This window comes from Streptomyces rubellus, from assembly GCF_036323805.1.
Classification (GTDB): domain Bacteria; phylum Actinomycetota; class Actinomycetes; order Streptomycetales; family Streptomycetaceae; genus Streptomyces.
Genome location: NZ_JAZDCX010000014.1, coordinates 88,883 through 115,185 on the forward strand (window position 1 = coordinate 88,883; position 26,303 = coordinate 115,185).

The window sequence follows — 26,303 nt, forward strand, 5'->3', positions numbered from 1 at the left end:
TCTGCGCCCCGGCCGTGTCCGTCAGCCGTTCCACCGCTCCCCACCCTCCGCCGTCGTCCCGCGACAAGAGCCCGCGCGGACAACGAAGCATATTGCGGGGCCCGGCGCCACAGCCGGTGGGATGCGGATTGGCCGGGGATCACGCCAGGACGGCGAAGGGGCGCGTGGTGCCGGAGAACGAGCGGACGCCGCCCAGCAGGGTCCTGGCGTCGCCGTGGTAGCGGACGCGGTAACGGCCGGGCGCGGCGGTGGCCGGGACGTCCCAGGTGACCGTCACCTTCGAGGCGGCGATCCCGTCGCGCTGCCAGCGCAGCGCCGTGGACCAGTCGCCGTCGTCGGCGACGGTGCGCCAGGTGCCGCCCTCGGCCCGCTCCACACGGAGGTAGGTGCTGCCGCGGTGCAGGTCGTTGTTCGGATGGGCGCCGGTGAACGCGGCGGTCACCCGCTCGCCCCGGCGGCAGCTCTCGGGCGGCTGGGCCAGCACGTCGCCGAAGGAGCGGCCGGGCTGCGGGGCGTCCAGCACCACGGGCGGCTGGAGGGAGAGCGCGGCGCCGGAGAGGTCGGGCGGGGGAGTGCCGGCGGGCAGCTCCGTACCGTCGCGCAGGGCGCGGGCCAGCCGGTCCGCCGTCTGCTGGAGGGCGGGGAGCTGCCAGCGGCCGAAGAGGGTGCTGCCGCCCTCGTAGTGCTGGGCGTCGTACTCCTCGGGGGTGGTGACGTAGTGGAAGTAGGCGTTGGCGTAGCCCGCCACCAGCACGTCGTCCAGGTCCGAGCCGGTGACGGCGGCGACGGTGCGGCGCAGCCGCAGACCCGCGCCGACGGTGACCTCGCCGGGGACGCCGATCAGGTGCAGCCGCCCGATCCTCATCAGCTGGACGGGGACGGTCTCCTGCACCCAGGGGTGGATCCGGTTCATCTCCCCGATGGGCACGGCGATCGCCTTGGGGGCGTGGGCGTCGCGCAGCTCGGGGGAGACGGTGTAGACCACCGAGTGGGAGACCGCGTCCCACAGCGGGTTCTCGCCCTCGGCGAAGCCCGGGAACGCGGGGCCGTCCTCGGTGCTGCCCGCGGCCATGGCCGCGCCGACCGCGGGCTTCGCGGTGCGGTGGGTGCGCCCGTCGCCGGTGAACTCCGGTGCGACGGTGACGTCGGAGAGGTCCACGTACACCAGCCGGGAGTCCACCCCGCCGGACAGCCGGGTGCCGGGGCGCTCCAGCTGACGGGCCGCGGCCTCGTACTGGAGCAGGCCGTTGCGGCGGGTGCGCTCGAAGTCCTCGGGAGTGGCGGGCGGGGTCAGGTCGGGGTTGGGGGACATGTCCCCGGCGTTGGTCTGCGCGAAGGCGGCGACCACCCCGGGGGTGGTGCCGGTGAGGTAGTCGGCGCCGGCCACCTCGCGCTCCCAGTGGTAGGCCGCGTAGCCCTTGTTGTCGGCGCTGACCAGCCGGTTGTCGTCGGACATGCTGGTGCAGTGGGTGGCGAACCAGTTGACGGCCCCCACCAACCGCCCTCCGCGCTCGACGCGCAGCAGGGTGGTGAGCGGGTCGACGGCGTCGGGGAAGTGCTCCCGGATGTCGGCGGGGTTGCGGTCGAAGGCGGCGCGGGAGCGGTTGGCGCTCGCGCCGCGCAGTTCGCCGCGGGACAGGGACAGCTCGGCGGGGGCGAGGTCGGCGTGGGCCCGGGAGACGGCCTCGGTGATGCCGCGGACGACGGCGTCGAAGGTCTTCGCGTGGAAGCCGAGCGTGGTGAGGTTGTAGAGCAGGTGGTGGGAGTAGCCGCCCGGACCGGCGTGGGTGTGGGTGGCGGTGAGCATGGTGTTGCGGTCGGTGTAGAGGTCGCCGTACCGCTCGGCGAGCCGGGCCAGCACCGCCCGGTGCACGCTGGAGAAGATCATCGGGGAGTCGACCACGACGAGCGCCACCCGCTCGCCCGCGGTGCCGTCCGGCGCCCGGCCGGCGATGACGAAGGCGCGGGCCCGCAGCCGGGTGTGCAGTCCCTCGGCCTGCTGGTCGGTGCGTCCGTAGCCCATCAGGCCGACCTCGGCCACCTCGCCGGTGGCGTCCGCGATGCCCCGGCCCACCAGGTAGGGGGTCGCGTCCGCCGGATCATCCGCAGTGCGGCCGGTAACGGCGGAGGCGGCGGCCGGCGGGAGGCCTGTCAGGCCGAGTCCGGTCAGCCCGAGCCCGGCCGCACCCGCGCGCAGGACGCTCCGGCGGCTGCCGCCGGACCGCCGTGCCGGGGCATCGGGTGCGTCGGCGGTGCTGTCGGACGGTTCGGGTCGCCGGGCTGGGGAATCGCTCACATCCGCTCCTCGGGGCGCCGCTGTGGAGGTTACCGCCGGTTATGCCGCGTGTTCGATGTGAGCATGACACCCGGAGCGGTCGCGGACAATCCGTCGTGCGGAAGATCGGGCGGAAACCGCGTGACCGCCGCTCCGCACGGCCGCTGCCCGGCATCGTCCGGCGGGCGGTCGCGGAGACCGCCCGCCGGGACGCGCTACCAGAGGTCCCCGTCCCGCCAGTCGCAGACCAGCTCCCCGGCGAGGTCCACACCGGCCGCCACCGGCAGGACGAAGACCCCGCCGTCGTCCTCCCCGGTACGCACCACGCCACCGGGGGTGAGCGCCAGGGTGGGGCCCTGCCAGCGCAGCCAGCCGCGTGCCGCATAGAACCCCAGGGCATCCTCGGAGGAACTCAGCGCCCCCAGTTCGTACGCACCGCGCACCGCCTTCTCCAGCGCCGCCAGCACCGCGGCGCCGTAACCGAGCCCGCGCCGGTCCGCGCGCACCCCGACGCCCTCCACGTAGCCCGTCCGCAGCGCCCGTCCGCCGTGCAGCAGCCGCCGCTGGACCAGCGCGCCGTGGGCGACGAGCTCACCGGCCGCCCGGCCGTCCCGGCCCCTCCCGCCCTCCGGGGCCCCTCCGCCCTCCAGGACCAGTGCGTGCACACCGCCGAGGGTGTGGTCCCAGTCGTGGTCGCCGAAGTCCCCCTCGAAGACCTCCTCCAGCAGGGTCCGCACCGCCGCGCGGCCGGTGTCGTCCAGTTCGGCGGTGTGCAGGACGCGTACGACGGGGCGGCCGTACTCCGGTTCTGTGTCTGCCATGCGCGCCATCCTGCCGTCATGAAGGCGCCGCCCGCCGCCGCGTTTCCGCGGCGGCGGGCGGCGTGCATGCGTCGGTGCGGCGCCTCTCAGCGGTGTCCGCGCCAGCCCCGCTGCCTGCTCGCGCCCTGCCTGGCACCGGCGCGTCCGCCGGCCCCGGCACGTCCGCCGGAGCCGGAGAGGAGCTGCTTGGCCTTCGCGGTCAGCTTGCGCCCCATCGGGGTGCGGGCGAACACCGCGATCTTGGTTGCCTTGCCCATAAGGCCCGCCACGGTTCCTCCACGTGCTCATGTGTGCCCTCGGTGATGAGCACACGGCGATCAATGCTCTGCTGCTGTGCCGTCTACCCCGGAGGAAGCAGGTGATGTCAGGACACCACCGCCGCGTCGCCGTCCCGCCCGCCCGGGGCGGGGAGCGGGGACCGGCCGCCGAGGCGTCACGGAACGCACAACGGCCGCTCCCCTTCCGTGTTCCGGGCCCGAACGGCCCCTCTAGGATGAGCCCGTGTGCTGGTGGCCGCGCTGGGAGGGGGAGTACCGGTGAAGCGTCCCACGATGGTGGACATCGCCCGTCGCGCGGGGGTGACCAAGAGCGCCGTGTCCTTCGCCCTCAACGGCCGCCCGGGCGTGTCGGAGGCGACCCGGGCCAGGGTGCTGGCCATCGCGAACGAGCTGGGCTGGCAGCCCAACAGCGCGGCCCGGGCGCTGTCGGACGGCCGGGCCGGTGCCTTCGGGCTGGTGGTGGACCGGCCGGCCCGCTCCCTGGGCATCGAGCCGTTCTTCATGCAGCTGGTCTCCGGCATCCAGGACGAGCTCTCCGGCGACGGCACCTCCCTGCTGTTCACCGTCGCGCCCGACGCCGACGCCGAGACCGCGACCTACCGGGCCTGGTGGGCGCAGCGCAAGGTGGACGGCGTCTTCCTGGTCGATCTGCGGGTGGACGACCCCCGGGTGAGCGCGCTGGAGGAACTGCGGCTGCCCGCCGTGGTGATCGGCGCCCCCGTCGACTGCGGCGGCCTGCCCGCGGTGTGGAGCGACGACGCGGTCGCGGTGCGCACCGCCGTGGACCATCTGGCCGACCTCGGCCACCGCTCGATCGCGCACGTGACCGGCCCCGCCATCCTGCGCCACACTCTCATCCGCGCCGAGGCGTTCGACGCCGCGACCGCCGAACGGGGCGTCACCGCGCTGAGCGAGGAGGCCGACTACAGCGGCGAACGCGGCTTCGCCGCCACCCGCGCCCTGCTCGCGGGCGCCGAGCGGCCCACCGCGATCCTGTACGACAACGACGTGATGGCCGTCTCCGGACTGAGCGCGGCCCAGAGCCTGGGGCTGCGCGTCCCGGGGGACGTCTCCCTGGTGGCCTGGGACGACTCCCCGCTGTGCGAGCTGGTCCACCCCGGGCTGACCGCCCTGCGCCGGGACATCGCCGCCTACGGCGCGCTGGCCGCCCGTCAGTTGCGCGAGGCGGCCGCGGGCCGCCCGGTCGAGCACTGCCTGGCTCCCGCTCCGGCCCTGACGGTCCGCCACAGCACGGGCGCGCCCTCCCGGGACACCGCGGCGCTCTGAGCCGCCGCGTAGGCTTCCCGGCATGGGCGAGACGAGTGAACCGAGAGACCACGAGGAACAGCGGATACGCCGGCGGGTGTCCGATGTGGCCATCGGGCTCTTCCTGGAGAGGGGCTTCGAGCCGGTGACCGTCGCCGATGTCGCGGCGGCCGCGGGCATCCCCGAGCCGACGGTCCTCGGCCACTTCCCGGCCAAGGAGGACCTGGTGACGCACCGGCTGGCCGACCGCGAGGGCGAGGCCGCCGAAGTGGTCGCGCGGCGGCCTGCCGAGTGCTCCCCGCTGGAGGCGCTGCGACGCCACTTCCTGGACGGGCTGGCCCGGCGCGATCCGGCGACCGGCCTGAACGACGATCCCGACGTGCTCGTCCTCCACCGGCTGCTGTACACGACGCCCTCGCTGGCGGCGCACCTGCACGCCCATGCGGAACGGGACGAAACCGCTCTGGCCGGCGTTCTCGCCGACGTCCTCGGCGGGGAGGCCGCCGGCAGCGCCGAGGCACGGGTGGCCGCCGGGCAGATCGTCGCCACCCAGCGCGTCCTCGCGCGGGACAACTGGCAGCGGATCGCCGCCGGTTCCAGCGCGTCCGCGCTCCACCTCGCGGCGACCGCGGCGGCCCGGTCGGCGTTCGCGCAACTCGAGGCCGGACTGCCCCGCCTCGCCCACCCTCGGCCGCAACCGGACTGAGAACACCACCGAGTCGTACTCCCGTGGGGGCCGCCACGCGTCGAGCCCGAGTTCCGACACTGCCGACGAGCACCGTTTCCGGAGGACCGCCACACCATGCCCGAGACCGCCGACGCCCCCGTCATCACCGGTGACCGGCCCGGCTCCTTCCCCCGGAGCGTGCTGGCCGAACGGCACCCGGCGCTCATCGGGCAGGTCCGCGCCGCCTTCCCCTACGGCCCGGAACAGCACCGGGCGCTCGACGCACTGCTGGGGGAGTGCGCCGAGGGCGTGATCGAACCCCTCGGCCCGGACGCGCACGACCTGGACCGCTGGCGGGAGTGGGGACTGGACGAGCACACCGGCCGGTCCTGGTACGAGGTGCCGTTCCTGTGGGCGGAGAGCTTCTTCTACCGCCGCCTCCTGGCAGCGGTCGGATACTTCGGACCGGGCCCCTGGCAGGGCGTCGACCCGTTCCGCCCCTTCAAACTGGCCGAGCTGCGCACCGGCGAGACGGCTGCCGAACTGGCCGCTCCCGACCGGCTCGCCCCGCTCCCCGCCGAGGAGCGGGGCCGGGCACTGCTCCACGGCAGCCTCTGGGGCAACCGCGCGGACCTCGGCTTCCGCCTGGACGCGGGCAACGGCGAGGCGGCGGACGGGCCCGGACACCCCGGCGCCCCGCTGGTCGCGGACGACTCGGCGGCGCTGTGGTCGCTGCTGCCCGCCGGAGAGCCGAACACCGTCCACCTGGTCGCGGACAACGCCGGACGCGAACTCCTCGCCGACCTCCTTCTGACCGACCACCTGCTGCGTCACCGGCACGCCGGACACGTCGTGCTGTACGTCAAGCCGTACCCGTACTACGTCTCCGACGCCACGACCGCCGACGTGGTCGACGCCCTGCGCCGCCTGCGGGAGTCCGGCGGCGCCGCCGGGGCGGCCGGCGAACGGCTGTGGGAGGCGATGGGGCGCGGCCTGCTCGCCGTCCGCACCCACCCCTTCTTCTGTGCCCCGCTGCCGTACGCCGGCCTGCCCGGTGACCTGCGCGAGGAGTTCGGGCGGGCCACCGTGACGGTGGTCAAGGGCGACCTGAACTACCGCCGCCTGGTGGGGGACCGGCACTGGCCCGCGACCACCCCGTTCGCCGGGCGGACCGCGTACTTCCCCGGACCGGTGGCCGCCCTGCGCACGCTGAAGTCCGACGTGGCCGTCGGCCTCGAGGCGCGGACGGAGACCGAACTCGACGCCGCGCACGGCCACCGCTGGCGCACCGGTGGCACCCACGCGCTGATCCAGGTGCGGTCCTGAGGAGCGGGGCGCGGCGGTACGGCGCCCCGCGTCGAACAGACCCGTCAAAGCGAGTACAAACACTGCCCGTTCGGGGAACGACAGGCGCCCCCCTCCCGGGTGACACTGTGGGCCCGAGTGCCCCGGTGCGCACTCCCGGGCGACGCGGCCCCGGGCCACCGGCCGGTGACCGGGCGACGGCGGCACCGAGCGGAGGGTTGCTCGCATGCGATTCGAGGAGAAGTCCGAGGCACCGGCCCCGCACCGGGACCGAGCCCCCTCGTCCCGACCGCGCCGGGCCGTCCGGCAGGAGGCGCCCGAAGCCGCGACGCCCCACCCCCGGTCCCCTGCCGCGCTGACCGCGCTGCAACGCGCGGTCGGCAACGCCGCGGTGGTCCAGCTGCTGGCCGAACAGGAACAGGGACAGGAGCACCAGGAGCACCAGGAGCACCGGCACGGTGCGGAGTGCGGCCATCAGCCGCCGGTGCAGCGCTCCTCGGTCGAGGAGGTGCTGCGCTCGCCCGGCACTCCGCTCGAACCCGCCAAGCGTGCGGAGATGGAGACCAGACTGGGAGCCGACTTCTCCGCTGTCAGGATCCACACCGACGCGGTGGCCCAGCGCTCCGCGGCCGAGCTGAGGGCCAGCGCCTGGACCTCGGGCAACGACATCGCCGTCGGCCGGAAGGACATCGACGACCACACGCTCGCGCACGAGCTCGCCCATGTGATCCAGCAGAACTCGGGCCCGGTGGACGGCACGGCCGGACCCGACGGGGTGCGGGTGAGCGACCCGGGCGACCGGTTCGAGCAGGAGGCGGAGGCCACCGCGGCACAGGTGATGGCCGCTCCGCTCCCCGAGGTGGGGCCCACCCCGGCGGACGGCCCCCCGGACCCGGCCGCCGCCGGGTCCGCCGTACAACTCGCCCGGCACACCACCGGACAGCCGGAACACGACCCGGACGGCGACGACTGACTCGGCCCGGGACGGCTCCGGCGCCGGACACGCGCCCCGGCCGTCAGCCCAGGGCGTCGAGCAGCTCCCGCTCGCGCCGGGCGCTGAGGCCGGCACGCCTCGCCCGGTCCAGGCCCTGCCCGCGCTCCCAGCGCAGCGTGTCGGCGAGCAGGTCCGCCCGGGGCCGGTGCCGGAGCCCCGCGGCGCGCGCCGCCGACCCGCTCCGGGCCGAGAACCCCTCCCAGCCCGGCTCGACCAGCCACATCGGCAGTGACTCCGGTCCCATGTACTCGGCCACGCCGTGGGCGAGCAGCCATGCCGAGTCGGCGGCGACCACCGGGCCGGTGTGCCCGCCGACGGCACGGGACAGTTCGATCCACTCCCCGAACGGGACGACCGGGCCGACGGCGTCGTACGTGCCGGTGAGCCCCCGCTCCGCGGCGTCCAGCAGCCAGGCGGACAGGTCGCGCACATCGACCACCTGGGTCGGTGCCGCCGGTGTGCCGGGAACCAGCATCGGCCCCAGCGGATCGCGCGCGGCACGGGCCACCCACGCCGTTCCGCCCAGAACCAGAATCTCCATCCCGCCATCCAAGCACCGCGAACCTTCCCGGCGGGTCCGGAGCGCTGAACTCCGTCCCCTTGAAGAATCCCCTCGGCATCGGGTGGCCGCCTCCGGACCGGCCGCGTCACCGGGAGGGCAGGACACGGAACTCGTTGCCGTCGGGATCGGCCATCATCGTCCAGGCGGCCTCCTCCCGGCCGGTGTCGATCCGAGTCGCCCCGAGGGAGACGAGACGGTCGGCCTCCGCCCGCCGGTCACCGTGGGCGGACGGAACGAGGTCGAAACGCAGCCGCTCCCTCCCGGTCCTCGGCATCAGCGGCGGACCGCCCCAGGTGATCTTCGGGCCGCCGCGCGGCGAGCGGATCGCGGTCTCCTGGTCCTGGTCCCAGACCAGTGGCCAGCCCAGCGCGCGGCTCCAGAAGTACCCGACGTCCTGCGAACCGTCGCACGCGAGCGCTCCGATGAACCCGCACCCGGCGAGGAAGGCGTTGCCCGGCTCGCTGACGCAGAACTCATTGCCTTCGGGGTCGGCGAGCACCACATGACCCTCCTCCGGGCGCTGGCCGATGTCGATGTGCCGGGCACCGAGTCCGAGCGCCCTCGCCACCGTCTCCCGCTGGTCCTCGGGAGATGTGCTCGTCAGATCGAAGTGCATCCGGTTCTGGCCGGTTTTCCGCTCCCGGGTCGGAAGGAAACGGATCCGGAATCCGGTGTCGTCGCCCGGCGGGAGCACGATGCCGTCGTAGGAGTCGCCGGCCGGCTCCCGGCCCAGGACACCGCCCCAGAAGCGCGCGAGAAGGGGCGGGTCGTTCGCGTCGAAACAGAGTGCGTGGAGGTGAGAGGTCATCCTTCGGTGTCTCCGATCCGCCGGCCTGCTGCCCAACCCGCCGATCGGGCAGGGCAGTCCACCGGCAAGAAGGTCTTCGCACAGGCTGCCGCGGGAGCCTGCCCGGAACGCTCTCCGGCCGATTCGTCAGCGACCCGCACTCGGCCGCTGCCGTCACGGCGGCCCTCCCCGCCCGCCATCTCACAGGCTCGCGAGGAGGTCGTCGAGCGGGGCCGGTGCCTGCTCGGGGCCGAGGGCGTCGACGAGGAGACGGCCGTAGCGGATCTTGCGGCCCTTCTTCGTCCCGAGGAAGCGCCGCAACTGCCGCTGCCGGGACCGGCCGTGCTGTGCGGGCTGGCGCAGGAAGGTCTGCCAGGCACGGAAGTCCTCCCCGGCCCGGACGATCTCCTCGGCCCTCGCCGTGCCCAGCGCGCGGATGAGCTCGTCCTCCAGGTCCGCCACACACACGAAGAAACCCCGGCGCGGCGCCCGCGCCCGCTCCAGGGCACGGTCGTAGAAGCGCCGTTCGCCCTCGTCGCACAACCCGGCCAGGCGGAGGCCGAGGCCGGGCGGCCCGAGGAGGGCGGCGTAGCGGCCGACGTTCATCGCCCCGCCCATGGACATGACGCACACTCCCTCGGCGGCCAGGTCCCGGCCGCGCCGGGCGGCCAGTGCCTCGACGGCCGCGAGGTCGCTCAGCCCTTCCAGCAGCACCGCCGTCCGTATCCCCAGCCGCGCGGCGAGCTCACTCGCGGGCCCACCGGACCCGCCGGCCGCCCAGCCGCCGACCGCGTCCCGGAACGCCCGCATCTCCGCCATGGAGCGAGTCTGCACCGGCACCGACGGAACGGCACGGGATTATTCGACGCCCGCTCCGGGGCGGCGGGCCGCGGTCGCGGCGGGGACGGTCAGTCGCAGTCGTCCGGGCACGACGACGCCGTGCCGCTCGCGGCGGGCTCCTCGTCGTTCTCGCAGCCGTCGTCGCAGACGAGCTCACCCTCCCATGCCTCCCGGCCCTCCATGACCGCGAAGGCGGCGATGACGAATCCGGCGACCGGGTCGATCCAGGTCCAGCCGAAGGCGGCGAAGGCGAGCAGCCCGGCGAAGGTGGACACCGACAGCCAGGCGCACAGTCTGGTCTCGGACGCGTCGGCGACCACCAGCCGGGAGTTCATCTCGCGTCCGGCCCGGCGCTTGACCCGGGCCAGCCACGGCATGACCACGATCGACAGGCCGGTCAGGGCGATGCCGACGGGCGAGGTGTCGGGCTTCTCACCGACCACGAGGCCGCGGACGCCCTCGACGGTGACATAGGCGGCGAGCGCGAAGAAGGTGAGCGCGATGAACTTCAGTGCCTTGCGTTCCTTGGCCTCGTCCGGTTCACCGCCCCGGATCTCCGCGAGCAGCCGCACCAGCACCACGGTGGCGGCGGCGACCTCGATGCCGGAGTCGATGCCGAAGCCCACCAGGGACACCGCCCCGGCGACGGCACCGGCGGAGACGGCGACGACGCCCTCGACGAGGTTGTATCCGATGGTGAACTTCGCGTAGCGCACCGCACGGTGCGCTGCCGGGCCGGTCACGTCCGGCGCGGTGCCGGTGGTGGGCGTCGTGCTCATCGGGCGGACCCCTCGGATGCGGAGCGGGTGCCGTAGGCGGGGCACAGGTCGACGGCCTCGCCGGTGGCGGCGAGCAGTTGCTCGGCGGCGGCCAGCAGGTCCAGCAGCTCGGGACGGGCCAGCGAGTACAGCGAGGCCCGGCCGACGGGACGGGAGGTGACCAGCCCGCAGTCGCGCAGGCAGGACAGGTGCGCCGAGACCGTGGACTGCGCCAGCCCCACACAGGCGACCAGATCCGTCACCCGCGCCTCCCCTTCGGCGAGGCGGCGCAGGATCGCCAGCCGGGCCGGGTCGCCCAGCGAACGGAACAGGGCGACCGCCGCCGACGGCGCTCCGCAGGAAGTGGAGGCCATGGGATCGGCCTCCGCGTCATTCATCGTCATAGGGCGATGATAGCCGCCATGGCCGATGACATCCGTGGGGGCGTTATGCCGGGCAACGCGGTACGGCACGGTGGCGTCTCCGGTGACGCACCCGGCCGGGAGTTCCGGCTGCGGCTCGTGTACGAGGTGCGGGCGGGGCTGCTGCGGGGCGAGGTGTCGGACGCCTCGCCGCTCCGGCCACCCGCCGCTCCGGCCACCCGCCGCTCCGGCCACCCGCCGCTCCGGCCCTGCCGTCCGGCGAGGACGAGCCGGGGCGCGGTCTGTTCCTGGTGGACGTCCTGGCCGACCGCTGGGGTGTGGCGCCGCGCGATCCGGCCGGGAAGACGGTGTGCGCAGGTGGCGGCGCGGCCGCCCCTCCGCGTGGTGTGAGCGCGGTGCCGTACAGGTGGTTCAGGGTCCGGTGGCGCCGTCGATGCGTTCCCGGAGCAGGTCCGCGTGGCCGCAGTGGCGGGCGTACTCGCCGATCAGATAGGCCAGGATCCAGCGCAGCGAGACCTCGCGGAAGCCGAAGAACCCGGCCGACCGCTCCGTCAGCGTCGCGGTGTCGTCCAGCGAGCGGCCGGCGGTCAGCTCGCGGCCCCGCTCGACCTCCGCGCGCCAGACGGCCAGCGCCTCGTCCATCCCGCGCCCGGGGACGAGGCCGAAACCGTCCTCGCCCGCGTCCTCGTACACCGGCGGTACGTCCAGGCCGGCGAACATCCGCTGGAACCAGTTGCGTTCGACCTGCGCCACATGCTGGACCAGGCCCAGCGGCGTCATCGACGACGGCGGCACCGAGGCCGTGCGCACCTGCGCGTCGTCGAGCCCCGAGCACTTCCGTGCCAGGGTCGCGCGGTAGAACTCCAGCAGGCCCTCCAGCGTGGCGCGCTCGTCGGCGTGCCCGGGGGAGATGGGGCGTCCGTCATGTGTGGTGTCCATCGGGGCTCTCCCTCGTGGGCACCTCGGCCTTCGGGGCTGGGGCACCCACCGAGGGGAACCCCGACGGCCTCGGTGAACACTGCCGCGGATCAGTACACCTGGCCCCGTGCCGAGTTGCCCTGCAGCTTGCGCCGCTCCCAGCGGTTGGGGTGGCGGACGACCACTCCCCCCATGCCGCCGGACCCGGTGAGCCGGATCAGGGGAGTTCCCGGGAGCCGGTCGGGGGTGGTCTTGCCCCGCAGGACGCCGATGCCGGGATCCACGCCACCGGTGTTCGCGGTCCAGCCGTCGGGGATGACGATCGTGACACCGGCTGTCTCCCCGTACGCCTCCACCGCCACCTCCGAGAGGCGGCACTCGGCCCGGGTGAAGTCGACCTTCACACCTCCCAGACCTCCGTGGGCGATCACGCGCCCGGGCACCTCCCAGCGCCCGGGGCCTCGCGACGCGCCGTGCAGACCGCCCTTGAGCACCAAAGGCGGCCGGCTCTCGGGGGGATCGGCCCTCGGCAGGTCGGCGGTCAGGGCGGCCAACTCGGCGTAGGTCTTGGACTTCAGCGCCTGCTCCAGGCGCGAGTCCAGCTCATCGGGATCGATCCGCCCCTCGGCGGCCGCATCGCGCAGCTGCTCCACCACTGCTTCCCGGTCGTCGTGAGAGGCGCGGAGCTCTCCTGACGGAACGTGGCGGGGGGAGGGCTCTGGAGGCTGGGCGGTCATGGCCACAAGGATAAGCAGTCGGTGGGCCGGACGGGCCGGGGCTGTGGATCTCGGGCGCTGTCCAGCCCTCTCACCCGCGGCTGGTCCTTTTCCGCGCCCGCCCGTGGTTCGGTCCGCGGAGTGGCTCCGGCGGGTGCGCGCCATAGTCCACACGGTCCCCGGCATCGTCCACAGGAATCTTCCTACCCTCGAACCGAGTCGCCGCGCGGACCAGCACGTACTCACGCATGCGTGCCCAGGAAATCCCCCCTCACCGGACGGAGTACCCCATGCGCAGGACGAGCGCACGGTTCAGACTGATCAGTTCCGCGGCCGTGACGGCCGCCGCGGTGGCCTTCACCGGCGTCACCGCGTTCAGCGGTTCGGCCGCGGAGACCGGGCACACCGGCAACGACGCGCGGGTGCCGCGCCCCCTGGCGGCTAACCAGCCCATCGGCTTCGGCGCGGGCACCACCGGCGGCGCGGGCGGTGCCACCGTCACCGTGTCGAACGCGAGCCAGTTCGCCGAGGCCGTGCAGCGCAGCGAGCCGCTGGTGGTCCAGGTGAACGGCACCGTCAGTCTCAGCAGCATGACCAAGGTGGCGTCGAACAAGACCGTGATCGGGGTGGGCACCGCCGGACGGATCACCGGCAGCGGGCTGAACGTCAGCAAGGCCGACAACGTGATCATCCGGAACCTCACGTTCTCCGGGTCGAACGACGACGCGATCAACGTCCAGTACGCCACCCGGGTCTGGATCGACCACAACGACATCTCCGGCGCCAAGGACGGCGCCATCGACATCAAGCGGGCCTCGGACAACATCACCGTGTCCTGGAACCGCGTGCACGACCACGACAAGAGCTTCCTGCTCGGCCACTCCGACGGAAACGGCGGCGAGGACTCCGGCAAGCTGCGGGTGACGTACCACCACAACTGGTTCGACGGCACCAACCAGCGCCACCCCCGGGTGCGCTTCGGCAACCCCGTCCACGTGCTGAACAACTACTACAGCGACATCGGCAGCTACGGCGTGGCCTCCACCGAGAACGCCGGCGTGCTGGTGGAGGGCAACTACTTCGAGAACGTCGAGGACCCCTTCCACCTCGGTGAGGGCTCCTCCGACCCCGGCTCCCTCCAGGCCAGGAACAACCACTTCGTCAACTCCGGCCGGGGCGAGACCGGCGGCTCCGTCGCCGCCATCCCGTACGGCTACACCGCCGACAACGCGGCGAACGTGAAGTCGATCGTGACGGCGGGCGCGGGCGTCGGGAAGATCTGACGGCAGACCCGCGGCACGGACCGCCGGAACCGCACACCGTCCGGGCAGGGCAGGCGCACCGTCTGTCTTGCCCGGACGCGCACCCGCCGCTATGGTCCTCCGGCCCGGTGAGGGTGTCGCACACGGCAAGGGGGGCTTCTTCGAGCGACGAGCGAGGCAGGCTCCCATGGCTCCTACGGCGGAACACGGGCCCGTACCGGTGCGGCGGGCGGACGGCGGGAGGCGGGCCACGGGGCGGCCCGTCATCGGGCTGGTCACGGCCAACATCCACCTCGGGGTCGGCGCCACCCTGTGGTCCGGGGTGCTGGCGGCGGCCGAGCGCCACGACGTCAGCCTGGTGTGCTTCCCCGGCGGGCCGCTGAGCCCGGCCGGTGCGCCGCGCACCGCGCTGTACGACCTGGTGGGCCCCGCGCGGCTGGACGGTGTCATCTGCTGGACCTCCACCCTCGGCCTGCCCGCCGCCGCCGAGGAGGACGAGCGGGCCGCCGGGCTGGTGGCTCGGCTGGCGGGCTTGCCGGTCGTCAGCCTCAACCGAGAACTGCCCGGCCACGAGACCCTGCGGCTCGACAGCCGGGCGGGCATGCGGGCGGCCGTCGGTCATCTGGTGCGCGAGCACGGCCGCCGCCGGCTCGCCTGTGTACGGGGTCCGCTGGCCAACCCGGTCTCCCGGGACCGCTACCGCGCCTACACCGACGCCCTGGCCCGGCACCACGTGCGGGGGGACGGTTCGCTGGTCGTCGCCGCGGCGGACTTCGGCGGCGGTGCCGGGGCGGCGGCGATGCGGGTGCTGGCCGACGTCCGGGGGCTGCGCCCGGGCCGCGACTTCGACGCGGTGGTCGCGTGCAGCGACATCCTGGCCGCCGACGCCCTGCGCTTCCTGACCGGACGCGGGGTGCGGGTGCCCGAGGACGTGGCGGTGGTCGGTTTCAACGACTCGACGGAGGCCCGGCCGGCCGATCCGCCGCTGACCTCGGTGGCCCTCCCTTTCGCCGAGCTCGGCGAACTGGCCGTGGAGACCCTGCTGGCCCGGTTGCGGGGCACCGCGCCCCCCGCGCGCCGCGCGGTGCCGGGCACCCTCGTCGTCCGCCGCTCCTGCGGGTGCCACTCGCCGCTGGTCGCCCAGGGGGACGGGCCGGACGAGCCGGACGGACCGGGCAGCGGACCGGAACCGTCCGGCGGCTCGTCCGGCGGTCCCTCCGGCGGGCTGTCGGGGGAACTCTTCCCGGGGCTGCCGGGGCAGGGCGCGGAGCTGTCCGCGGCGCTGCGCGCGGATCTCGCGGCGGAACCCGGCGGGGGATCCGGTGGCGCCTTCCTGCGGCTGGTCGAGCGGCTGACCGGCGAGCGGGTCCGTACCGCCGGGGACGCCGCCGACTGGGACCGCGCGCTGCTGCACGCCCGGGAGTCGGCCGCTCCCCGGCTGCCCGCCGGGCGGCGGGCCCGCGCCGAGCGGCTGCTGGGCCAGGCGCGGCTGCTGGTGGCGGGCAGGTCCCACCGGCTGCTGGAGTACGAGCGCTGGTCGGAGCAGCAGACCGCCCGGCGGCTGCGGGAGCTGGGCACCGCGCTGACCACCGCCGTGGACACGGCGGCGCTCGCCGGGGCGCTGGCCCGCCATCTGCCGGAGACCGGGGTGCCGGACTGCCGGCTGGTGCTCCACGAGAACGGCGGACGGCCCGCGGACGGCACCGGCCCGGTCCTGGCCCGGGTGGTGCCCGCGCACGGCGAACGCCCCCGCCCCCGGCCGGACCCGTACGCCGGGCCCTACCCCGCCGAGCTGCTGCTGCCGGACTCACTGCTGCCGGACGGCCACCGGTTCACCCTGGTCGCCGAGCCGCTCCACATCGGCGGCGAGCAACTGGGCCTGGCCCTGTTCGACGGCGGGTCCGGGCCGGACGCGGCCGGCCGGGGCGCGCTCTACCGGGCGCTGGGCGACCAGCTCAGCGCGGCGCTCAAGGGCATCCGCCTGTTCGACGAGGTGCGCCGCGCCCGGGACGCCGCCGAGCGGGCCAGCCGTCTGAAGACCCGGCTGCTGGACAACGCCACCGACGAACTGCGCACCCCGGTGGAGACGCTCCTGCGGCACACCCGGGCCGCCGCGGCCGAGGCCGGTCCCGCCACGGACGCCGGCACCACGCTGCGCCGTGCGCACGAGGAGGCCGTACGCCTGCTGCGGCTGATCGACGACCTGCTGGACCTGTCCCGTGCCGAGGCCGACACGCTCGACCTGGCCCGGCGGCTGCTGGATCCCCGGCCGGTGCTCCTGGAGGCGTTCCACCACGCCGTGCGGTCCCGCCCGGCCGGCACCGACTGGCAGCTCGAGTTGCCCCGCCGCCTCCCGGCCGTCCGGGCCGACCCCGTCCGGCTGCGCCAGATCGTCCTCAACCTGCTGACCGCGGTGGCCGCCCGGCTGGGCGAGGGCGACCGGCTGCGGCTGACCGTCGGCGTTCGGCCGGACGGGCTGCGGGTCCGGGTGCTCTCCGCGGGCCTGCGCGTCGAGCCCGGGGAGACGGAGCAGCTCTTCCAGCCCTTCGCCGCCGGGGAGCCCGGCACGCGGCTCGGCCCGGCCGTCGCCCGGCGGCTGGCCGCCCTGCACGGCGGCTCGGTCTCCTACGACCGCGACCGGGCGGGCGGCGGTTTCCGGCTGGACCTGCCCCTGCCCACCCCGGTGGAGCCCGCGGGCCCCGCCACCGGTCCCGCGCCGGGCGCCGCCACCGTGCTGGTCGCCGCGGCGGCCGGGCCGCCTCCGGAGGTGGTCGCCCTCGCCCGGCAGTGCGGACTGCGGCTGCGCCGGCTGGACCCGGACGACGAACCGGCCGCCCTGGTCGAGCGGGACAGGCCGGCCGCGGTCGTCTGGGACGCGGGCGGGGCCCGGCCGCAGGAGTGGTCGTCCGTCCAGCGGCTCCACGACCACCCGGCGCTGCGCCACACCCCCTTCCTGCTCTACGGGCCGGTCCGCGGCCCCGATCTGGGCCAGGCGCTGCGCGAGCTGCGGCCGCCGGGGCCGACCGACCCCGCGGTGGTGGTGGACGCCCGCGAGGCGGACCGCGAGCGGTGGCGGCGGCTGCTGGGCCGGGCGCTGCCCGGCCGTACGGTGCGCACCGCCGCGGACGGCGCCGCCGCCCTGGCGCTGCTCGGGGAGGACACGCCCGGCCTGCTGGTCGTCTCCCGCGACCTGCCCGGCCCCGGCGCGGACGGCTTCGAGGTGGCCGAGGCGATGTGCGAGGGCGCGGGCCGTGCCGACCTGCCGGTGCTGATGATCGGCGACCGGGGCTTCACCGCCGCCGACGTACGCCGCGCCGAGCGGCACCCGAACCTGGTCTTCCTCGGCCGGGACATCCTGACCGACGCCGAGACCGCCGCCCTGCTGGCCGCCCTGGCCCGGTGCGCCGAGCCGGGCGGCTCCTCCCGGCCCCGGGACCCGGTCCGCCGCGCCGTGGCCTGTCTGGAGCGGCACTACCGGCACCGCCTGACCCGCCGGCAGGTCGCCCGGGCGGCGGGGGTCAGCGAGGACCACCTCAGCAGGCTCTTCCACCGGGAGCTGGGGCTGCCGCTGTGGGACTACCTGACCCGGTTGCGGGTCCGGCGGGCCAAGGAGCGGCTGCGGCACAGCGGCGACAGCGTCCAGGCCGTCGCCCGCGCGGTGGGCTTCCACGACCGGGCCTACTTCAGCCGGGTCTTCCGCCGGGTCACCGGGGTCGCCCCGCACGCCTACCGGGAAGTTCCCTAGGCGCGGGCGATCCGCCTGTCGGCGGCGTCCGCCGGTTACGGCCGGAACGGCGCGTGGTGGGCGGGGGTGTGGGCGGTGGGGGGAAGCCGGGCGGTCCCGCGCCGGGTTCCGGCGATGCCGTGTCGCTGTGCCACGGGCCGTTCCCGGTGCTCTCCGCCGTCTTCGGTATTTTCGAGTGGTTTGTCCGTGCTGCAGTCGGGTTACCCGCTCACCAGTACCGGATCAAGGGGCCGACGTGCCACAGCCCTTGGCCCCGCCCACGGACACGTATGGAAGACAGGTGGTACTGATGACCATGGTCGTCGAGGACATGCTGCGGACCTACCCGGCCGATCTGGGCAACGTCGACCGCAAGGCCATGGAGCGGTGCATCGAGGAGTGCATCGCCTGCGCCCAGGCGTGTACGGCGTGCGCGGACGCCTGCCTGTCCGAGGACATGGTTGCCGAGCTGCGCAAGTGCATCCGCTCCAACATGGACTGCGCGGACATCTGCGAGACCACCGGCAAGATGCTCTCCCGGCACACCGGCTACGACGCCAACCTCACCCGCGCCCAGGTCCAGGCCTGCGCCCAGGCGTGCAAGTCCTGCGGCGACGAGTGCGCCGCCCACGCCGACATGCACGAGCACTGCCGGGTGTGCGCCGAGGCCTGCCGCCGCTGCGAGCAGGCCTGCAACGAGCTGCTCGCCACCCTGGGCTGACGGCTCACCGGGGTGATCCGGGGCCGCAGGCGCGCAGGCGCGCCGGGGCGGCCCCGGACGCTGCCGTCACCCGTCCGGCCGCGCCGTGCCCGGCTCAGGGCAGGGTGAGGACGCGGGGGCCCTCCTCGGTGACGGCGACCGTGTGCTCGAAGTGGGCCGCCCGGCTGCCGTCGGTGGTGCGCAGCGTCCAGCCGTCGCCGTCGGTGCGGTAGCCGTCGCGGCCGCCCGCCATGAGCATCGGTTCGATGGCCAGGGTCAGCCCCGGGCGCAGCGGGAAGCCGCGGCCGGGGCGCCCGCGGTTGGGCACGGGCGGGTCCTCGTGCATGCGGCGGCCGATGCCGTGGCCGCCGAAGTCCCGGGGCATGCCGCAGCGCGCCGCCCGTGCGACGGTGTCGATCGCGTGCGAGACGTCGCCCATGCGGTTGCCGGCGCGGGCCGCGGCGATCCCGGCGTCCAGGGCCCGCCGGGTGGCCTCGATCAGCTCCGAGTCACCGGGGCGGGGGGTGCCGACGACGAAGCTGACGGCGGCGTCGCCCGTCCAGCCGTCGAGCTCCGCGCCGCAGTCGACGCTCACCAGGTCGCCGTCGCGCAACCGCTGGTCGCCGGGGATGCCGTGCACGATCGCGTCGTTGACGGAGACGCAGATCACCGCCGGAAACGGGGTGGGGGCGAAGGAGGGGCGGTAGCCCAGGAAGGGCGAGCGCGCCCCGGCGGCGTCCAGGACCGCGCGGGCCGCCTCGTCCAGCTCCCGCGGTGACACCCCGACACGGGCCGCGTCCCGGGCGGCGGCGAGCGCGTGGGCCACCACCCGCCCCGCCTCCCGCATGGCCTTCAGTTCCGTGTCGGTCTTGAGTTCCACCATGATCCGAATGCTCCCCGGCGTGTCCGGGCGCCCCGACGGCGCCCAATTCTTATACCGGTATTAGTATCACGTCCATGGTGAGGACTCCTCTGACCCCGTGGGAACGCCGGCGGGGAGAGCGGCTGGGCGAACTGCTGCGCGAGACGCGCGGCGGGCGCAGCATGGTGGAGGTCGCCGCGGCGGCCGGGGTGTCGGCGGAGACCCTGCGGAAGATCGAGACCGGCCGGGCGCCGACCCCGGCGTTCTTCACCGTCTCGGCGCTGGCCGCCGTCCTGGGGATCTCCCTGGACGAGCTGGCCGCCGTCTGCGCACCGGACGCCGGTGAGGACGAACGGGACGGGCAGGCGCTGTCGGCCTAGGGGCTCCTCGCCGGTCCGGAAACGGAGACGGAACGGGGAGCCGCCGCCGGTGTGGACCCCGGTGGCTGGGCCGCGCGGAAAACCGGCTGACACGGCATGCCGCACGCGTGAGGATGCCCGGGTGAGCGCCGGCCACTGGACCATCGCGCCCCTGTCCGTCCACCACCCCGACGCGGCGGCCCTGCTGCGCGGGTACTTCGGGGAGATCACCCGCCGCTACCACGGGCGTCCGGTCCCGGACGAGGAACTCGACCGGGTCCTCGTGGAGGAGTCCAGCGACGACCTGACCGCGCCCACCGGCCACTTCCTGGTGGGCCGCTACGGCGGGCGGCCCGCCGGATGCGTGGGGCTGCGGGTGCTGGACGCGGACGCCGCCGAGGTGACCCGGCTGTTCGTCCATCCCGCCGCCCGGGGCACCGGGGGAGGCGCCCGGCTGCTGGCGGCGGCCGAGCGGGCGGCCGGCGAGGTGTTCGGCGCCCGGGCGGTGCGGCTGGACACCCGCGGCGACCTGGTCGAGGCCCGCGCCCTGTACGCGCGCAGCGGGTACCGGGAGATACCGGACTACAACGGTGACCGGTACGCCGACCACTGGTACGAGAAACGGCTCGCCGGGCCGCCCGGCGGATGATGTGGCGCCGGGCGGCCCGGTGGGCGGTCCGGCGGCGGGGCGGCGTCAGCCGGTGACCTCGAAGGCCCCCCGGGCACCGCGTTCGGCGTCGGACACGATGTGCGACACGAACGGACAGGTGCCCGCCTGAGGGAAGGCCAGCTCCACGAAACCTCCCTGGGCCGGGGCCAGATCGAGCACCTGCGCGCCGCCGCTGCCGGGGTCGTCCGGGCGGAGCCGGTAGGCGCCCTCGTGGTAGACGGTGTCGAACTGGCCGCCGACCACGTGGAAGGCGCTCGGCCGGTCCGGCCCGGCCGCCAGCACCCAGATCCGCACCCGCTCCCCGGTGCGGGCGGTCAGCGGGGCGTGGGCGTACTGGCTCGGGTAGCCGTTGAAGGCGACGGCGTCGGGGCGCAGGGCCGTCAGCTTCGCCGCGTCGGCGGTCCCGCCCTGCGCGCCCAGATGCAGGTCGGACTGGACCAGCAGGTACTCCCGGTCGGCGGACGGCAGGTCCGGCGGGCCGATCACCACGGCCCCGTACATGCCGTTGGCGGTGTGCAGTGACATGGACGTCGTGGAGCAGTGGTACATCCACCCCCCGCTGCGGGTGGCGGTGAACCGGTAGGTCAGCGACTCGCCCGGGGCGATGGTGCGCATCGGCCGGTCCGGGGCCAGCGTCCCGGTGTGGAAGCCCGCCGAGTGACCGATCGACCCGTCGTTGACGAGGGTGATATCGAAGGTGTCGCCGACCCGGCCGCGCACCGCGGTGCCGGCCGGCAGCACCAGGAAGGACACCAGCGCCCCCAGCAGCACCACCGAGTTCACCACCCGGACCATCGAGGGCACCGGGAGCACCGAGCACACCTACCACGTCACCGCCGTCGCCCTGGGCACCGTCGCGGGCGTGAGCACGCCCGTCGACCGGCCCGCCCCGACGGAGGAGCGGTGCGGGCCGGCGGAGCCGGGGGCGGTGCGGGCGGCGGTGTCCGCCACGGCCACAGTGGTGCTCCCTTCTGCGCGCCCTCGCGCGCGAACGACGCGGGAGACCCCTGGCGTCCGGCTCCCGCGGGCCGGGCCGCCGCTCAGGTGGCCGCGGGGTGCCCGGCCCCGGCCCGGACGCCGTCCAGCATCCGCCCGGTGACCAGCTCGGGCTCGACCCGCAGGAAGACCCCGTCCTCGACCGGCGCCCAGGAGGGCGGCCCGGAACGGCCGAGCCGCGCGGCCTCGGCGGGGTCGGTCACCTGGGCGGCGCGACCGGTGACGACCACGCTCCACCCGGTGCGCGCCGCCGCGTCGAAGGAGTCCGCCTCGAAGGCGACGACGCTGCCCCCCACCGCCCGGGCCAGCCGGGACGGGGCGGAGGTGTACACGACCACCGCGTCGTCGTGGTCCAGGAAGAAGTTGACTGGGAGGACGGCGGGAAGCGCGTTCTCGGTGTAGACGACGCGGCCCAGCGGAACCTGCGCCAGCAGGCGCAGGCACTCCGGCCGGTCGAGTTCGCGGAAGCCGTCGTTTCGGTGCATGTCCCCCATGGTGGGGAGGCCGCCCGGGGCGGCGGTAGGGCCGTATGGTCCCTACCGGCCGGGCCCGGCCCGGGGCGGCCACCGCCCGGAAACGCCGGCCGCCGCCGCCCCGGACGGGAGGACGGCGGCGGCACGGAAGACGGGACAGCCGGGCGGGCGGTGGACTCAGCGGGAGCGGTGCGCGCCGGGGGAGTGGCCGGAGGACGGGCCGGACGGCGAGCCGTGGGCCGGAACGGTCTGGGTGGCGATGACGGCGGCCTGCACCCGGCGCTCCACCCCGAGCTTGGCCAGCAGCCGGGAGATGTTGTTCTTGACCGTCTTCTCCGACAGGTACAGCTGCTGGCCGATCTGCCGGTTGGTCTTCCCCTCCCCGATCAGGGCCAGGATGTCCCGCTCGCGGGGGGTCAGCGAGGCCAGCGCGGCGTTCTCCGGCTCCTCGGGCTCCTCCTGGGTGTCCTGCACCCGCAGGCTGTTCATCAGCCGGGCGGTGGTCGCCGGGTCGAGCATGGACTGCCCGGAGGCGACGGTGCGGACGGCGGCCACCAGGTCCGAGCCCTTGATCTGCTTGAGGACGTAGCCCGACGCCCCGGCCATGATCGCGTCCAGCAGGGCGTCGTCGTCGTCGAACGAGGTGAGCATCAGACAGGTCAGCTCGGGCATCCGCGAGCGCAGTTCCCGGCAGACGGTGATGCCGTCGCCGTCCGGCAGCCGCACGTCCAGGACGGCGACGTGCGGGCGCAGGGCGGGACCCCGGCTGAGGGCCTGCTCGGCCGTGCCGGCCTCGCCGACCACCTCGATGTCGGGCTCGGCGTCCAGCAGGTCGTGCACGCCGCGCCGCACCACCTCGTGGTCGTCGAGGAGGAACACCCGGATCGGGGACTGGGAGGAGAACTGCTGGGCCTGGGTCATACGGATCCTTCGCACGTCGGTCGGGGACCGGCCAGGGGTACGGTCCCCCGCCCTCCGATCCTGCCCCCGCGGACCCGTCCGGCGCCAGGGGCGGACGGTCTGCCGTGCGGACCGGCACGGCGGATCAGTGTGACGGACCGGTGCGGCGGATCAGGACATCGGTCCCACCACCGGCGGCAGGTGCCGGTCCGCGGCGGCGGGCCGGTCGAGGTCGAAGGTGACGTCCACGACCCCCTCGACCGCCCGGGCCAGCCGGGCGGCCACCGGGACCAGGGAGGTGTCGCGGATGCGGCCGCCGAAGACGACCACCCCGTCCACCACGCTCACCGCCACGGGACCGTCCTCGCCGGCCTCGGCCGGGAACAGGGGGTCGAGCGCCTTCCGGCGGACCTCGGCGGCGATGTCCTCGTCCGGCCGCAGGAAGACCTTGAGCAGGTCGCCGCGGCTGACCACACCGACCAGCAGCCCCTGGAGATCGACCACGGGCAGCCGCTTGACGCGCCCGCGCGCCATGATCCTGGCCGCCTCGGCGAGAGTGGCGCGGGCGTGGACGCAGACGGCGGGCGAGGTCATCAGCTCACCCGCCGTCACGGCCCCCACCCTGGCCAGCTCCGCCGGACGGCGCAGCGCCTCCAGCCTGCTGGGCTGGGCACCGCGGTACTCCTCCTTGGGCAGCAGGTCGGCCTCGGAGACCACACCGACGACCCTCCCCTCGCCCTCCAGGACCGGCAGGGCGCTGATCCGCCACTGCTCCAGGGTCGCCACGATCTGCTTGAAGGGGGCGCCCCGGCCGATGGCGACGACGGTGTGGGTCATCACGTCGCTGACGATGTAGGGGGTGCCGTGGGTGCCGTGGGTGCCGTCGGTGGTGTCCATGGTGTCTGCTTTCTCGGTGTTCTCCGTGGTTTCGTCGGACGCCCGGACGGCGGGGCCTTCCGGGCGTCCGGTGCGCCTCAGGGGCGCGGGCCGCTGCCGTACGGCCCGTACAGGTCCAGCAGCCGGGTGCGGGCGCTCTGCAGCCGGTGCCCGACGATCTCGGCGACCCGCAGGAAGACCGCGCGGCCCAGCACCGGGTCGGCCTCGCACAGTTCGCGTACCCGGGCGGCGTCGAACTCCACCGCCCGTACCGGGCTGAGCGTCTCGGCGCCCAGGTGCCAGATGCGGGGCGGGAAGAGCCACGACCAGCCCAGCAGGTCACCGGGGTGGAGGGTCTCCACGGCGGCGGCCCGGCGGCCGGGCACATGCAGGTCGAGGGTGACCGTGCCGGTGCGGATCACCCAGAACCGGTCGGCGCGCCCGCCCTCCTCGAAGATCCGGGCGCCGGCGGGGAAGGCCACCTCGTGGGCCAGTTCCAGCAGCCGCTCACGGCCTTCGGCGGGCAGTGCGCTCAGCAGGTTCGTGGGAGCGGAGATCATGTCGGTCCTCCCGTCGCGGCGTGCCGGATGCGGGCGGGGCGCCCGCGCCCGGCCCGGAGGGGGCCGGTGCGGCGGTACGGGCGTCCCCACCCCCATCGTCGGACGGCTCCCCGCACCGGGGCAGGGCCGTACGGGTGCGGCACGGGGGACCTTCGGCCCACCGTTCCGGGGCGCGCGGCCCCTCCGCGCCGTCCCCCGTGGCCCCGGCCGCCCCCGCCGGAGCCACGGGGACCTTCGGCCCCCGCCCGGGACTTGTGACTCTGCCGTCCGGCGGGTACCCGGGGCGATCATGGAGGCGAGAGAGGGCGGAAGCCGCCCCGCGACTGGAGGTGTGTGATGGTACGTACGGTCACCGTGGGAGTGGACGGCTCGCGGGAGAGCCTGGCCGCCGCGGACTGGGCGGCCCGCGAGGCGCGGCGCCGCGAGGTGCCGCTGCGCCTCGTCCACGTGCGGGAGCCCGACCCCTTCACCCTGCAGGACTCAGCCGCGGACCCCGAGACCCGGGAGCACTGGGCCCAGCGGATCCCGCGCGAGGCGGCGGAGACGCTCGCCGAGCGGTACCCCGGGCTGGAGATCACCACCGACCGGCGTACCGGCACCCCGTCCGCCGAGCTGATCGACGCCGCCCAGGAGGCCGAGGTACTGGTCATCGGGTCCCGGGGGCTGGGCATCGTCACCGGCTTCCTGGTCGGCTCCGTCGCCCTGGCCACCGTGGGACGCGTCGGATGCCCGGTGGTGCTGGTGCGTGCCGAGGGCGAGGAGCAGGGTGAACGGAGCGGCGGGGAGCAGGCACGGGGGGAGGAGGTCGTCCTCGGTCTGGAGCTGTACCGGCCCTGCGAGGAGCTGCTGGAGTTCGCCTTCGACGCCGCCGCCCGGCGCGGCGCGCCGCTGCGGGTCGTCCACGGCTGGAACCCGCCGCTGGTCTACGGCATCGACCCCATCGCCGTCGACCCGCGGCTGGCGACCGACCTGGCCGAGGAGAGCGCCCGGGTCCTCAAGGACGCGCTGCGGCCCTGGCGCGAGAAGTACCCCAGGGTCGAGGTCAGGGCGCAGGCCGTGGTCGGCAGGCCCGCCCGGCACCTGCTGGAGGCCGCCGAGGCCGCCGCCCTGGTGGTCGTCGGCCGCCGCAACCGGCGTTCCCCGCTGGGCTTCCACATCGGGCCGGTCGCCCACGCGGTGATGCACCACGCCACCGTGCCCGTCGCCGTCGTCCCGCACGACTGACACCGCCCCGTCGTCGGCCGGGACTCCGGGGCCGCGCCCGTCCGGCACTCGCCGGGCGGGCGCGATCCTCGGCGTACCGGGCGCCTCAGGGCGTGAACGTCTCCAGGTGGTCGACCACCGTGAAGCGGGTGTCCGGGCTCGCCGCGGCCACCGCCTCCCGCAGATCCGCCAGGCCGCCCCAGTCCACGGCGGGCTCGTCCAGCGGTTCGTCGAAGTCGTCCCAGTGGGTGGGGACGACATGCGGCGGGTGGTCCAGGCAGGACAGCAGCCGGGGCACGTACTCGTGCACGGAGGCACCGCCGGGCTGGATCATCGCCAGGTCCGGGGCGAGCCCGTCGAGGTCGGCGGCGCTGAAGTTGGAGCCGCCGAAGTTCACCGCGGTGAAGCCGGTCGCGTGGCAGGTGACCGCGTACGCCAGGGTCCCGCCCTCGACGAGGTCGGCGATGGTCCGCGGCCGGGGTGGTGGGCCGCCGGGCCGGGTGCCCGGGAAGGGGACCCGGGCGCGCTCGCCGGTCATGGAGTGCAGCGAGCGCAGCACCCGGACGGAGTAGCCCGCAAACCGCAGGTACTCGCCGCCGCTCACCACCGAGAGCTGTTCCTCCGGCGCCCCCAGCGCCAGCAGCATGTTGACGTGGCTCTCGGTGCCCAGGACGGTGGCGCCGGTGGTGCCGGCCAGATAGGGGACGTCGGGCAGGTGGTCGTAGTGGCCGTGGGTGACCAGGATCTGGTCGGCGCGCAGCCGGTGGCGGTCGATGACGTCCTCCCGCACGGACAGCTCCGTCGCCGGATCGGCGCCCTCCTCGGTGTAGGTGCCGGTGCGGAAACGGGTCAGCCAGGGGTCCACCAACACGGTGGCGGGCCGGGAGCCGGGCCGGGCGACGCGGATCTCCCAGCCGTTGTTGCCCAGCCAGCGCAGCCGGATCCCCGACCTCCCCGGCTCGGTGCGGGCGGGACGGGCACGGGCCGGTCCGGTAGCGGCGGCCGGCCGGACGGCCGCGCCGGTGACCAGACCGGTGGTCAGACCGGTCGCGGAGACGCCGAGCAGACCGCGTCGGGACAGGGCTGGGGGGCGCGCGGAACGCGCGCCTCGGAAGAGAGGTCGCATGCCGGGCAGCAGAGCACACCCG

At 75.0% G+C, this 26,303-nt stretch carries 27 protein-coding genes and 1 pseudogene; 10 read left to right on the plus strand and 18 right to left on the minus strand.

The window, feature by feature from the left end; genetic code table 11:
- Positions 1 to 139 precede the first annotated feature (139 nt).
- The 3 genes from V1L54_RS17880 to V1L54_RS17890 form a co-directional block, all read right to left on the minus strand.
- Positions 140 to 2,296, minus strand: a complete 2,157-nt coding sequence (locus V1L54_RS17880) for a neutral/alkaline non-lysosomal ceramidase N-terminal domain-containing protein (protein ID WP_330119033.1) — start codon at positions 2,294 to 2,296, stop codon at positions 140 to 142.
- A gap of 194 nt (positions 2,297 to 2,490) precedes the next feature.
- Positions 2,491 to 3,096 carry a GNAT family N-acetyltransferase gene (locus V1L54_RS17885; protein ID WP_330119034.1) on the minus strand — a complete coding sequence of 202 codons (606 nt, stop codon included), beginning with the start codon at positions 3,094 to 3,096 and terminating at the stop codon, positions 2,491 to 2,493.
- 86 nt (positions 3,097 to 3,182) lie between these two features.
- Complete coding sequence (locus tag V1L54_RS17890; RefSeq protein ID WP_330119035.1) at positions 3,183 to 3,353, minus strand: hypothetical protein; 171 nt, start codon at positions 3,351 to 3,353, stop codon at positions 3,183 to 3,185.
- 279 nt (positions 3,354 to 3,632) lie between these two features.
- Between V1L54_RS17890 and V1L54_RS17895 the strand changes: the two genes are divergently transcribed.
- From V1L54_RS17895 to V1L54_RS17910, 4 genes are all read left to right on the plus strand, one after another.
- Positions 3,633 to 4,661: a LacI family DNA-binding transcriptional regulator gene (locus V1L54_RS17895; RefSeq protein ID WP_330119036.1), complete on the plus strand. Its 1,029-nt coding sequence runs from the start codon at positions 3,633 to 3,635 to the stop codon at positions 4,659 to 4,661.
- Positions 4,662 to 4,683: 22 nt separating this feature from the next.
- Positions 4,684 to 5,346 carry a TetR/AcrR family transcriptional regulator gene (locus V1L54_RS17900; protein WP_330119037.1) on the plus strand — a complete coding sequence of 221 codons (663 nt, stop codon included), beginning with the start codon at positions 4,684 to 4,686 and terminating at the stop codon, positions 5,344 to 5,346.
- A 96-nt stretch (positions 5,347 to 5,442) separates the two neighbouring features.
- Complete coding sequence (locus tag V1L54_RS17905; protein WP_330119038.1) at positions 5,443 to 6,633, plus strand: damage-control phosphatase ARMT1 family protein; 1,191 nt, start codon at positions 5,443 to 5,445, stop codon at positions 6,631 to 6,633.
- 205 nt (positions 6,634 to 6,838) lie between these two features.
- Positions 6,839 to 7,585, plus strand: coding sequence for an eCIS core domain-containing protein (locus V1L54_RS17910; protein ID WP_330119039.1), 747 nt, complete (start codon positions 6,839 to 6,841; stop codon positions 7,583 to 7,585).
- A gap of 43 nt (positions 7,586 to 7,628) precedes the next feature.
- Here V1L54_RS17910 and V1L54_RS17915 read toward each other — a convergent pair.
- From V1L54_RS17915 to V1L54_RS17945, 7 genes and pseudogenes are all read right to left on the minus strand, one after another.
- Positions 7,629 to 8,117, minus strand: a pseudogene (locus V1L54_RS17915) (oxidoreductase); the annotation flags it as partial.
- A gap of 136 nt (positions 8,118 to 8,253) precedes the next feature.
- The gene (locus V1L54_RS17920) at positions 8,254 to 8,976 is read right to left on the minus strand and encodes a VOC family protein (RefSeq protein WP_330119040.1); all 723 of its coding nucleotides are present in this window, start codon (positions 8,974 to 8,976) and stop codon (positions 8,254 to 8,256) included.
- Between the two features lie 180 nt (positions 8,977 to 9,156).
- Complete coding sequence (locus V1L54_RS17925; RefSeq protein WP_330119041.1) at positions 9,157 to 9,774, minus strand: TOPRIM nucleotidyl transferase/hydrolase domain-containing protein; 618 nt, start codon at positions 9,772 to 9,774, stop codon at positions 9,157 to 9,159.
- 89 nt (positions 9,775 to 9,863) lie between these two features.
- A complete protein-coding gene (locus V1L54_RS17930) occupies positions 9,864 to 10,574 on the minus strand; it encodes a cation diffusion facilitator family transporter (RefSeq protein WP_330119042.1) in 711 nt (236 codons plus the stop codon).
- Positions 10,571 to 10,957, minus strand: coding sequence for an ArsR/SmtB family transcription factor (locus V1L54_RS17935; protein ID WP_330119043.1), 387 nt, complete (start codon positions 10,955 to 10,957; stop codon positions 10,571 to 10,573). The genes V1L54_RS17930 and V1L54_RS17935 overlap by 4 nt, the downstream gene beginning before the upstream one ends.
- Positions 10,958 to 11,347: 390 nt before the next feature.
- Positions 11,348 to 11,875 (minus strand): DinB family protein, encoded by a 528-nt coding sequence (locus V1L54_RS17940; protein WP_330119044.1) that lies wholly within the window; start codon positions 11,873 to 11,875, stop codon positions 11,348 to 11,350.
- Positions 11,876 to 11,964: 89 nt separating this feature from the next.
- Positions 11,965 to 12,591: a DUF1707 SHOCT-like domain-containing protein gene (locus V1L54_RS17945; protein ID WP_330119045.1), complete on the minus strand. Its 627-nt coding sequence runs from the start codon at positions 12,589 to 12,591 to the stop codon at positions 11,965 to 11,967.
- A 269-nt stretch (positions 12,592 to 12,860) separates the two neighbouring features.
- Between V1L54_RS17945 and V1L54_RS17950 the strand changes: the two genes are divergently transcribed.
- The 3 genes from V1L54_RS17950 to V1L54_RS17960 all read left to right on the plus strand — a co-directional run bounded on the left by V1L54_RS17950 (position 12,861) and on the right by V1L54_RS17960 (position 18,277).
- On the plus strand, positions 12,861 to 13,853 hold the full coding sequence (locus V1L54_RS17950; RefSeq protein ID WP_330119046.1) for a pectate lyase family protein: 993 nt from the start codon (positions 12,861 to 12,863) through the stop codon (positions 13,851 to 13,853).
- Positions 13,854 to 14,019: 166 nt separating this feature from the next.
- The gene (locus tag V1L54_RS17955; RefSeq protein WP_330119047.1) at positions 14,020 to 17,577 is read left to right on the plus strand and encodes a substrate-binding domain-containing protein; all 3,558 of its coding nucleotides are present in this window, start codon (positions 14,020 to 14,022) and stop codon (positions 17,575 to 17,577) included.
- A gap of 289 nt (positions 17,578 to 17,866) precedes the next feature.
- Positions 17,867 to 18,277 carry a four-helix bundle copper-binding protein gene (locus V1L54_RS17960; protein WP_330119126.1) on the plus strand — a complete coding sequence of 137 codons (411 nt, stop codon included), beginning with the start codon at positions 17,867 to 17,869 and terminating at the stop codon, positions 18,275 to 18,277.
- A 94-nt stretch (positions 18,278 to 18,371) separates the two neighbouring features.
- Here V1L54_RS17960 and map read toward each other — a convergent pair whose 3' ends face one another.
- Positions 18,372 to 19,139, minus strand: coding sequence for a type I methionyl aminopeptidase (gene map, locus V1L54_RS17965; protein WP_330119048.1), 768 nt, complete (start codon positions 19,137 to 19,139; stop codon positions 18,372 to 18,374).
- A 74-nt stretch (positions 19,140 to 19,213) separates the two neighbouring features.
- On the opposite strand from map, the gene V1L54_RS17970 reads away from it, so the two are divergent.
- Together V1L54_RS17970 and V1L54_RS17975 are read left to right on the plus strand one after the other, a co-directional pair.
- The gene (locus V1L54_RS17970; RefSeq protein WP_330119049.1) at positions 19,214 to 19,498 is read left to right on the plus strand and encodes a helix-turn-helix domain-containing protein; all 285 of its coding nucleotides are present in this window, start codon (positions 19,214 to 19,216) and stop codon (positions 19,496 to 19,498) included.
- A 121-nt stretch (positions 19,499 to 19,619) separates the two neighbouring features.
- The gene (locus V1L54_RS17975; RefSeq protein ID WP_330119050.1) at positions 19,620 to 20,126 is read left to right on the plus strand and encodes a GNAT family N-acetyltransferase; all 507 of its coding nucleotides are present in this window, start codon (positions 19,620 to 19,622) and stop codon (positions 20,124 to 20,126) included.
- Positions 20,127 to 20,171: 45 nt separating this feature from the next.
- Here V1L54_RS17975 and V1L54_RS17980 read toward each other — a convergent pair whose 3' ends face one another.
- From V1L54_RS17980 to V1L54_RS18005, 6 genes are all read right to left on the minus strand, one after another.
- Entirely contained in the window at positions 20,172 to 20,960 is a 789-nt protein-coding gene (locus tag V1L54_RS17980) for a multicopper oxidase domain-containing protein (RefSeq protein ID WP_330119051.1), read from the minus strand.
- Between the two features lie 9 nt (positions 20,961 to 20,969).
- Positions 20,970 to 21,104, minus strand: coding sequence for a hypothetical protein (locus tag V1L54_RS17985; protein ID WP_330119052.1), 135 nt, complete (start codon positions 21,102 to 21,104; stop codon positions 20,970 to 20,972).
- An 83-nt stretch (positions 21,105 to 21,187) separates the two neighbouring features.
- Positions 21,188 to 21,628: a pyridoxamine 5'-phosphate oxidase family protein gene (locus V1L54_RS17990; protein ID WP_330119053.1), complete on the minus strand. Its 441-nt coding sequence runs from the start codon at positions 21,626 to 21,628 to the stop codon at positions 21,188 to 21,190.
- A gap of 165 nt (positions 21,629 to 21,793) precedes the next feature.
- Positions 21,794 to 22,537, minus strand: coding sequence for a response regulator (locus V1L54_RS17995; RefSeq protein ID WP_330119054.1), 744 nt, complete (start codon positions 22,535 to 22,537; stop codon positions 21,794 to 21,796).
- Between the two features lie 150 nt (positions 22,538 to 22,687).
- Positions 22,688 to 23,413 (minus strand): CBS domain-containing protein, encoded by a 726-nt coding sequence (locus tag V1L54_RS18000; RefSeq protein ID WP_330119055.1) that lies wholly within the window; start codon positions 23,411 to 23,413, stop codon positions 22,688 to 22,690.
- Positions 23,414 to 23,490: 77 nt separating this feature from the next.
- Positions 23,491 to 23,952, minus strand: a complete 462-nt coding sequence (locus V1L54_RS18005; RefSeq protein ID WP_330119056.1) for a Crp/Fnr family transcriptional regulator — start codon at positions 23,950 to 23,952, stop codon at positions 23,491 to 23,493.
- Positions 23,953 to 24,288: 336 nt separating this feature from the next.
- On the opposite strand from V1L54_RS18005, the gene V1L54_RS18010 reads away from it, so the two are divergent.
- The gene (locus V1L54_RS18010; protein ID WP_330119057.1) at positions 24,289 to 25,176 is read left to right on the plus strand and encodes a universal stress protein; all 888 of its coding nucleotides are present in this window, start codon (positions 24,289 to 24,291) and stop codon (positions 25,174 to 25,176) included.
- Positions 25,177 to 25,261: 85 nt separating this feature from the next.
- Here V1L54_RS18010 and V1L54_RS18015 read toward each other — a convergent pair whose 3' ends face one another.
- Complete coding sequence (locus V1L54_RS18015) at positions 25,262 to 26,281, minus strand: MBL fold metallo-hydrolase (RefSeq protein ID WP_330119058.1); 1,020 nt, start codon at positions 26,279 to 26,281, stop codon at positions 25,262 to 25,264.
- Positions 26,282 to 26,303 lie beyond the last annotated feature (22 nt).

What these genes read in the sequence shown, in the direction of transcription:
- V1L54_RS17885 (WP_330119034.1), bottom strand. Translation starts at nt 3,096, where the DNA reads ATGGCAGACACAGAACCGGAGTACGGCCGCCCCGTCGTACGCGTCCTG.
- V1L54_RS17890 (WP_330119035.1), bottom strand. Translation starts at nt 3,353, where the DNA reads ATGGGCAAGGCAACCAAGATCGCGGTGTTCGCCCGCACCCCGATGGGG.
- V1L54_RS17900 (WP_330119037.1), top strand. Translation starts at nt 4,684, where the DNA reads ATGGGCGAGACGAGTGAACCGAGAGACCACGAGGAACAGCGGATACGC.
- V1L54_RS17905 (WP_330119038.1), top strand. Translation starts at nt 5,443, where the DNA reads ATGCCCGAGACCGCCGACGCCCCCGTCATCACCGGTGACCGGCCCGGC.
- V1L54_RS17910 (WP_330119039.1), top strand. Translation starts at nt 6,839, where the DNA reads ATGCGATTCGAGGAGAAGTCCGAGGCACCGGCCCCGCACCGGGACCGA.
- V1L54_RS17920 (WP_330119040.1), bottom strand. Translation starts at nt 8,976, where the DNA reads ATGACCTCTCACCTCCACGCACTCTGTTTCGACGCGAACGACCCGCCC.
- V1L54_RS17925 (WP_330119041.1), bottom strand. Translation starts at nt 9,774, where the DNA reads ATGGCGGAGATGCGGGCGTTCCGGGACGCGGTCGGCGGCTGGGCGGCC.
- V1L54_RS17930 (WP_330119042.1), bottom strand. Translation starts at nt 10,574, where the DNA reads ATGAGCACGACGCCCACCACCGGCACCGCGCCGGACGTGACCGGCCCG.
- V1L54_RS17935 (WP_330119043.1), bottom strand. Translation starts at nt 10,957, where the DNA reads ATGACGATGAATGACGCGGAGGCCGATCCCATGGCCTCCACTTCCTGC.
- V1L54_RS17940 (WP_330119044.1), bottom strand. Translation starts at nt 11,875, where the DNA reads ATGGACACCACACATGACGGACGCCCCATCTCCCCCGGGCACGCCGAC.
- V1L54_RS17945 (WP_330119045.1), bottom strand. Translation starts at nt 12,591, where the DNA reads ATGACCGCCCAGCCTCCAGAGCCCTCCCCCCGCCACGTTCCGTCAGGA.
- V1L54_RS17950 (WP_330119046.1), top strand. Translation starts at nt 12,861, where the DNA reads ATGCGCAGGACGAGCGCACGGTTCAGACTGATCAGTTCCGCGGCCGTG.
- V1L54_RS17955 (WP_330119047.1), top strand. Translation starts at nt 14,020, where the DNA reads ATGGCTCCTACGGCGGAACACGGGCCCGTACCGGTGCGGCGGGCGGAC.
- V1L54_RS17960 (WP_330119126.1), top strand. Translation starts at nt 17,867, where the DNA reads ATGACCATGGTCGTCGAGGACATGCTGCGGACCTACCCGGCCGATCTG.
- map (WP_330119048.1), bottom strand. Translation starts at nt 19,139, where the DNA reads ATGGTGGAACTCAAGACCGACACGGAACTGAAGGCCATGCGGGAGGCG.
- V1L54_RS17970 (WP_330119049.1), top strand. Translation starts at nt 19,214, where the DNA reads ATGGTGAGGACTCCTCTGACCCCGTGGGAACGCCGGCGGGGAGAGCGG.
- V1L54_RS17990 (WP_330119053.1), bottom strand. Translation starts at nt 21,628, where the DNA reads ATGCACCGAAACGACGGCTTCCGCGAACTCGACCGGCCGGAGTGCCTG.
- V1L54_RS17995 (WP_330119054.1), bottom strand. Translation starts at nt 22,537, where the DNA reads ATGACCCAGGCCCAGCAGTTCTCCTCCCAGTCCCCGATCCGGGTGTTC.
- V1L54_RS18000 (WP_330119055.1), bottom strand. Translation starts at nt 23,413, where the DNA reads ATGGACACCACCGACGGCACCCACGGCACCCACGGCACCCCCTACATC.
- V1L54_RS18005 (WP_330119056.1), bottom strand. Translation starts at nt 23,952, where the DNA reads ATGATCTCCGCTCCCACGAACCTGCTGAGCGCACTGCCCGCCGAAGGC.
- V1L54_RS18010 (WP_330119057.1), top strand. Translation starts at nt 24,289, where the DNA reads ATGGTACGTACGGTCACCGTGGGAGTGGACGGCTCGCGGGAGAGCCTG.
- V1L54_RS18015 (WP_330119058.1), bottom strand. Translation starts at nt 26,281, where the DNA reads ATGCGACCTCTCTTCCGAGGCGCGCGTTCCGCGCGCCCCCCAGCCCTG.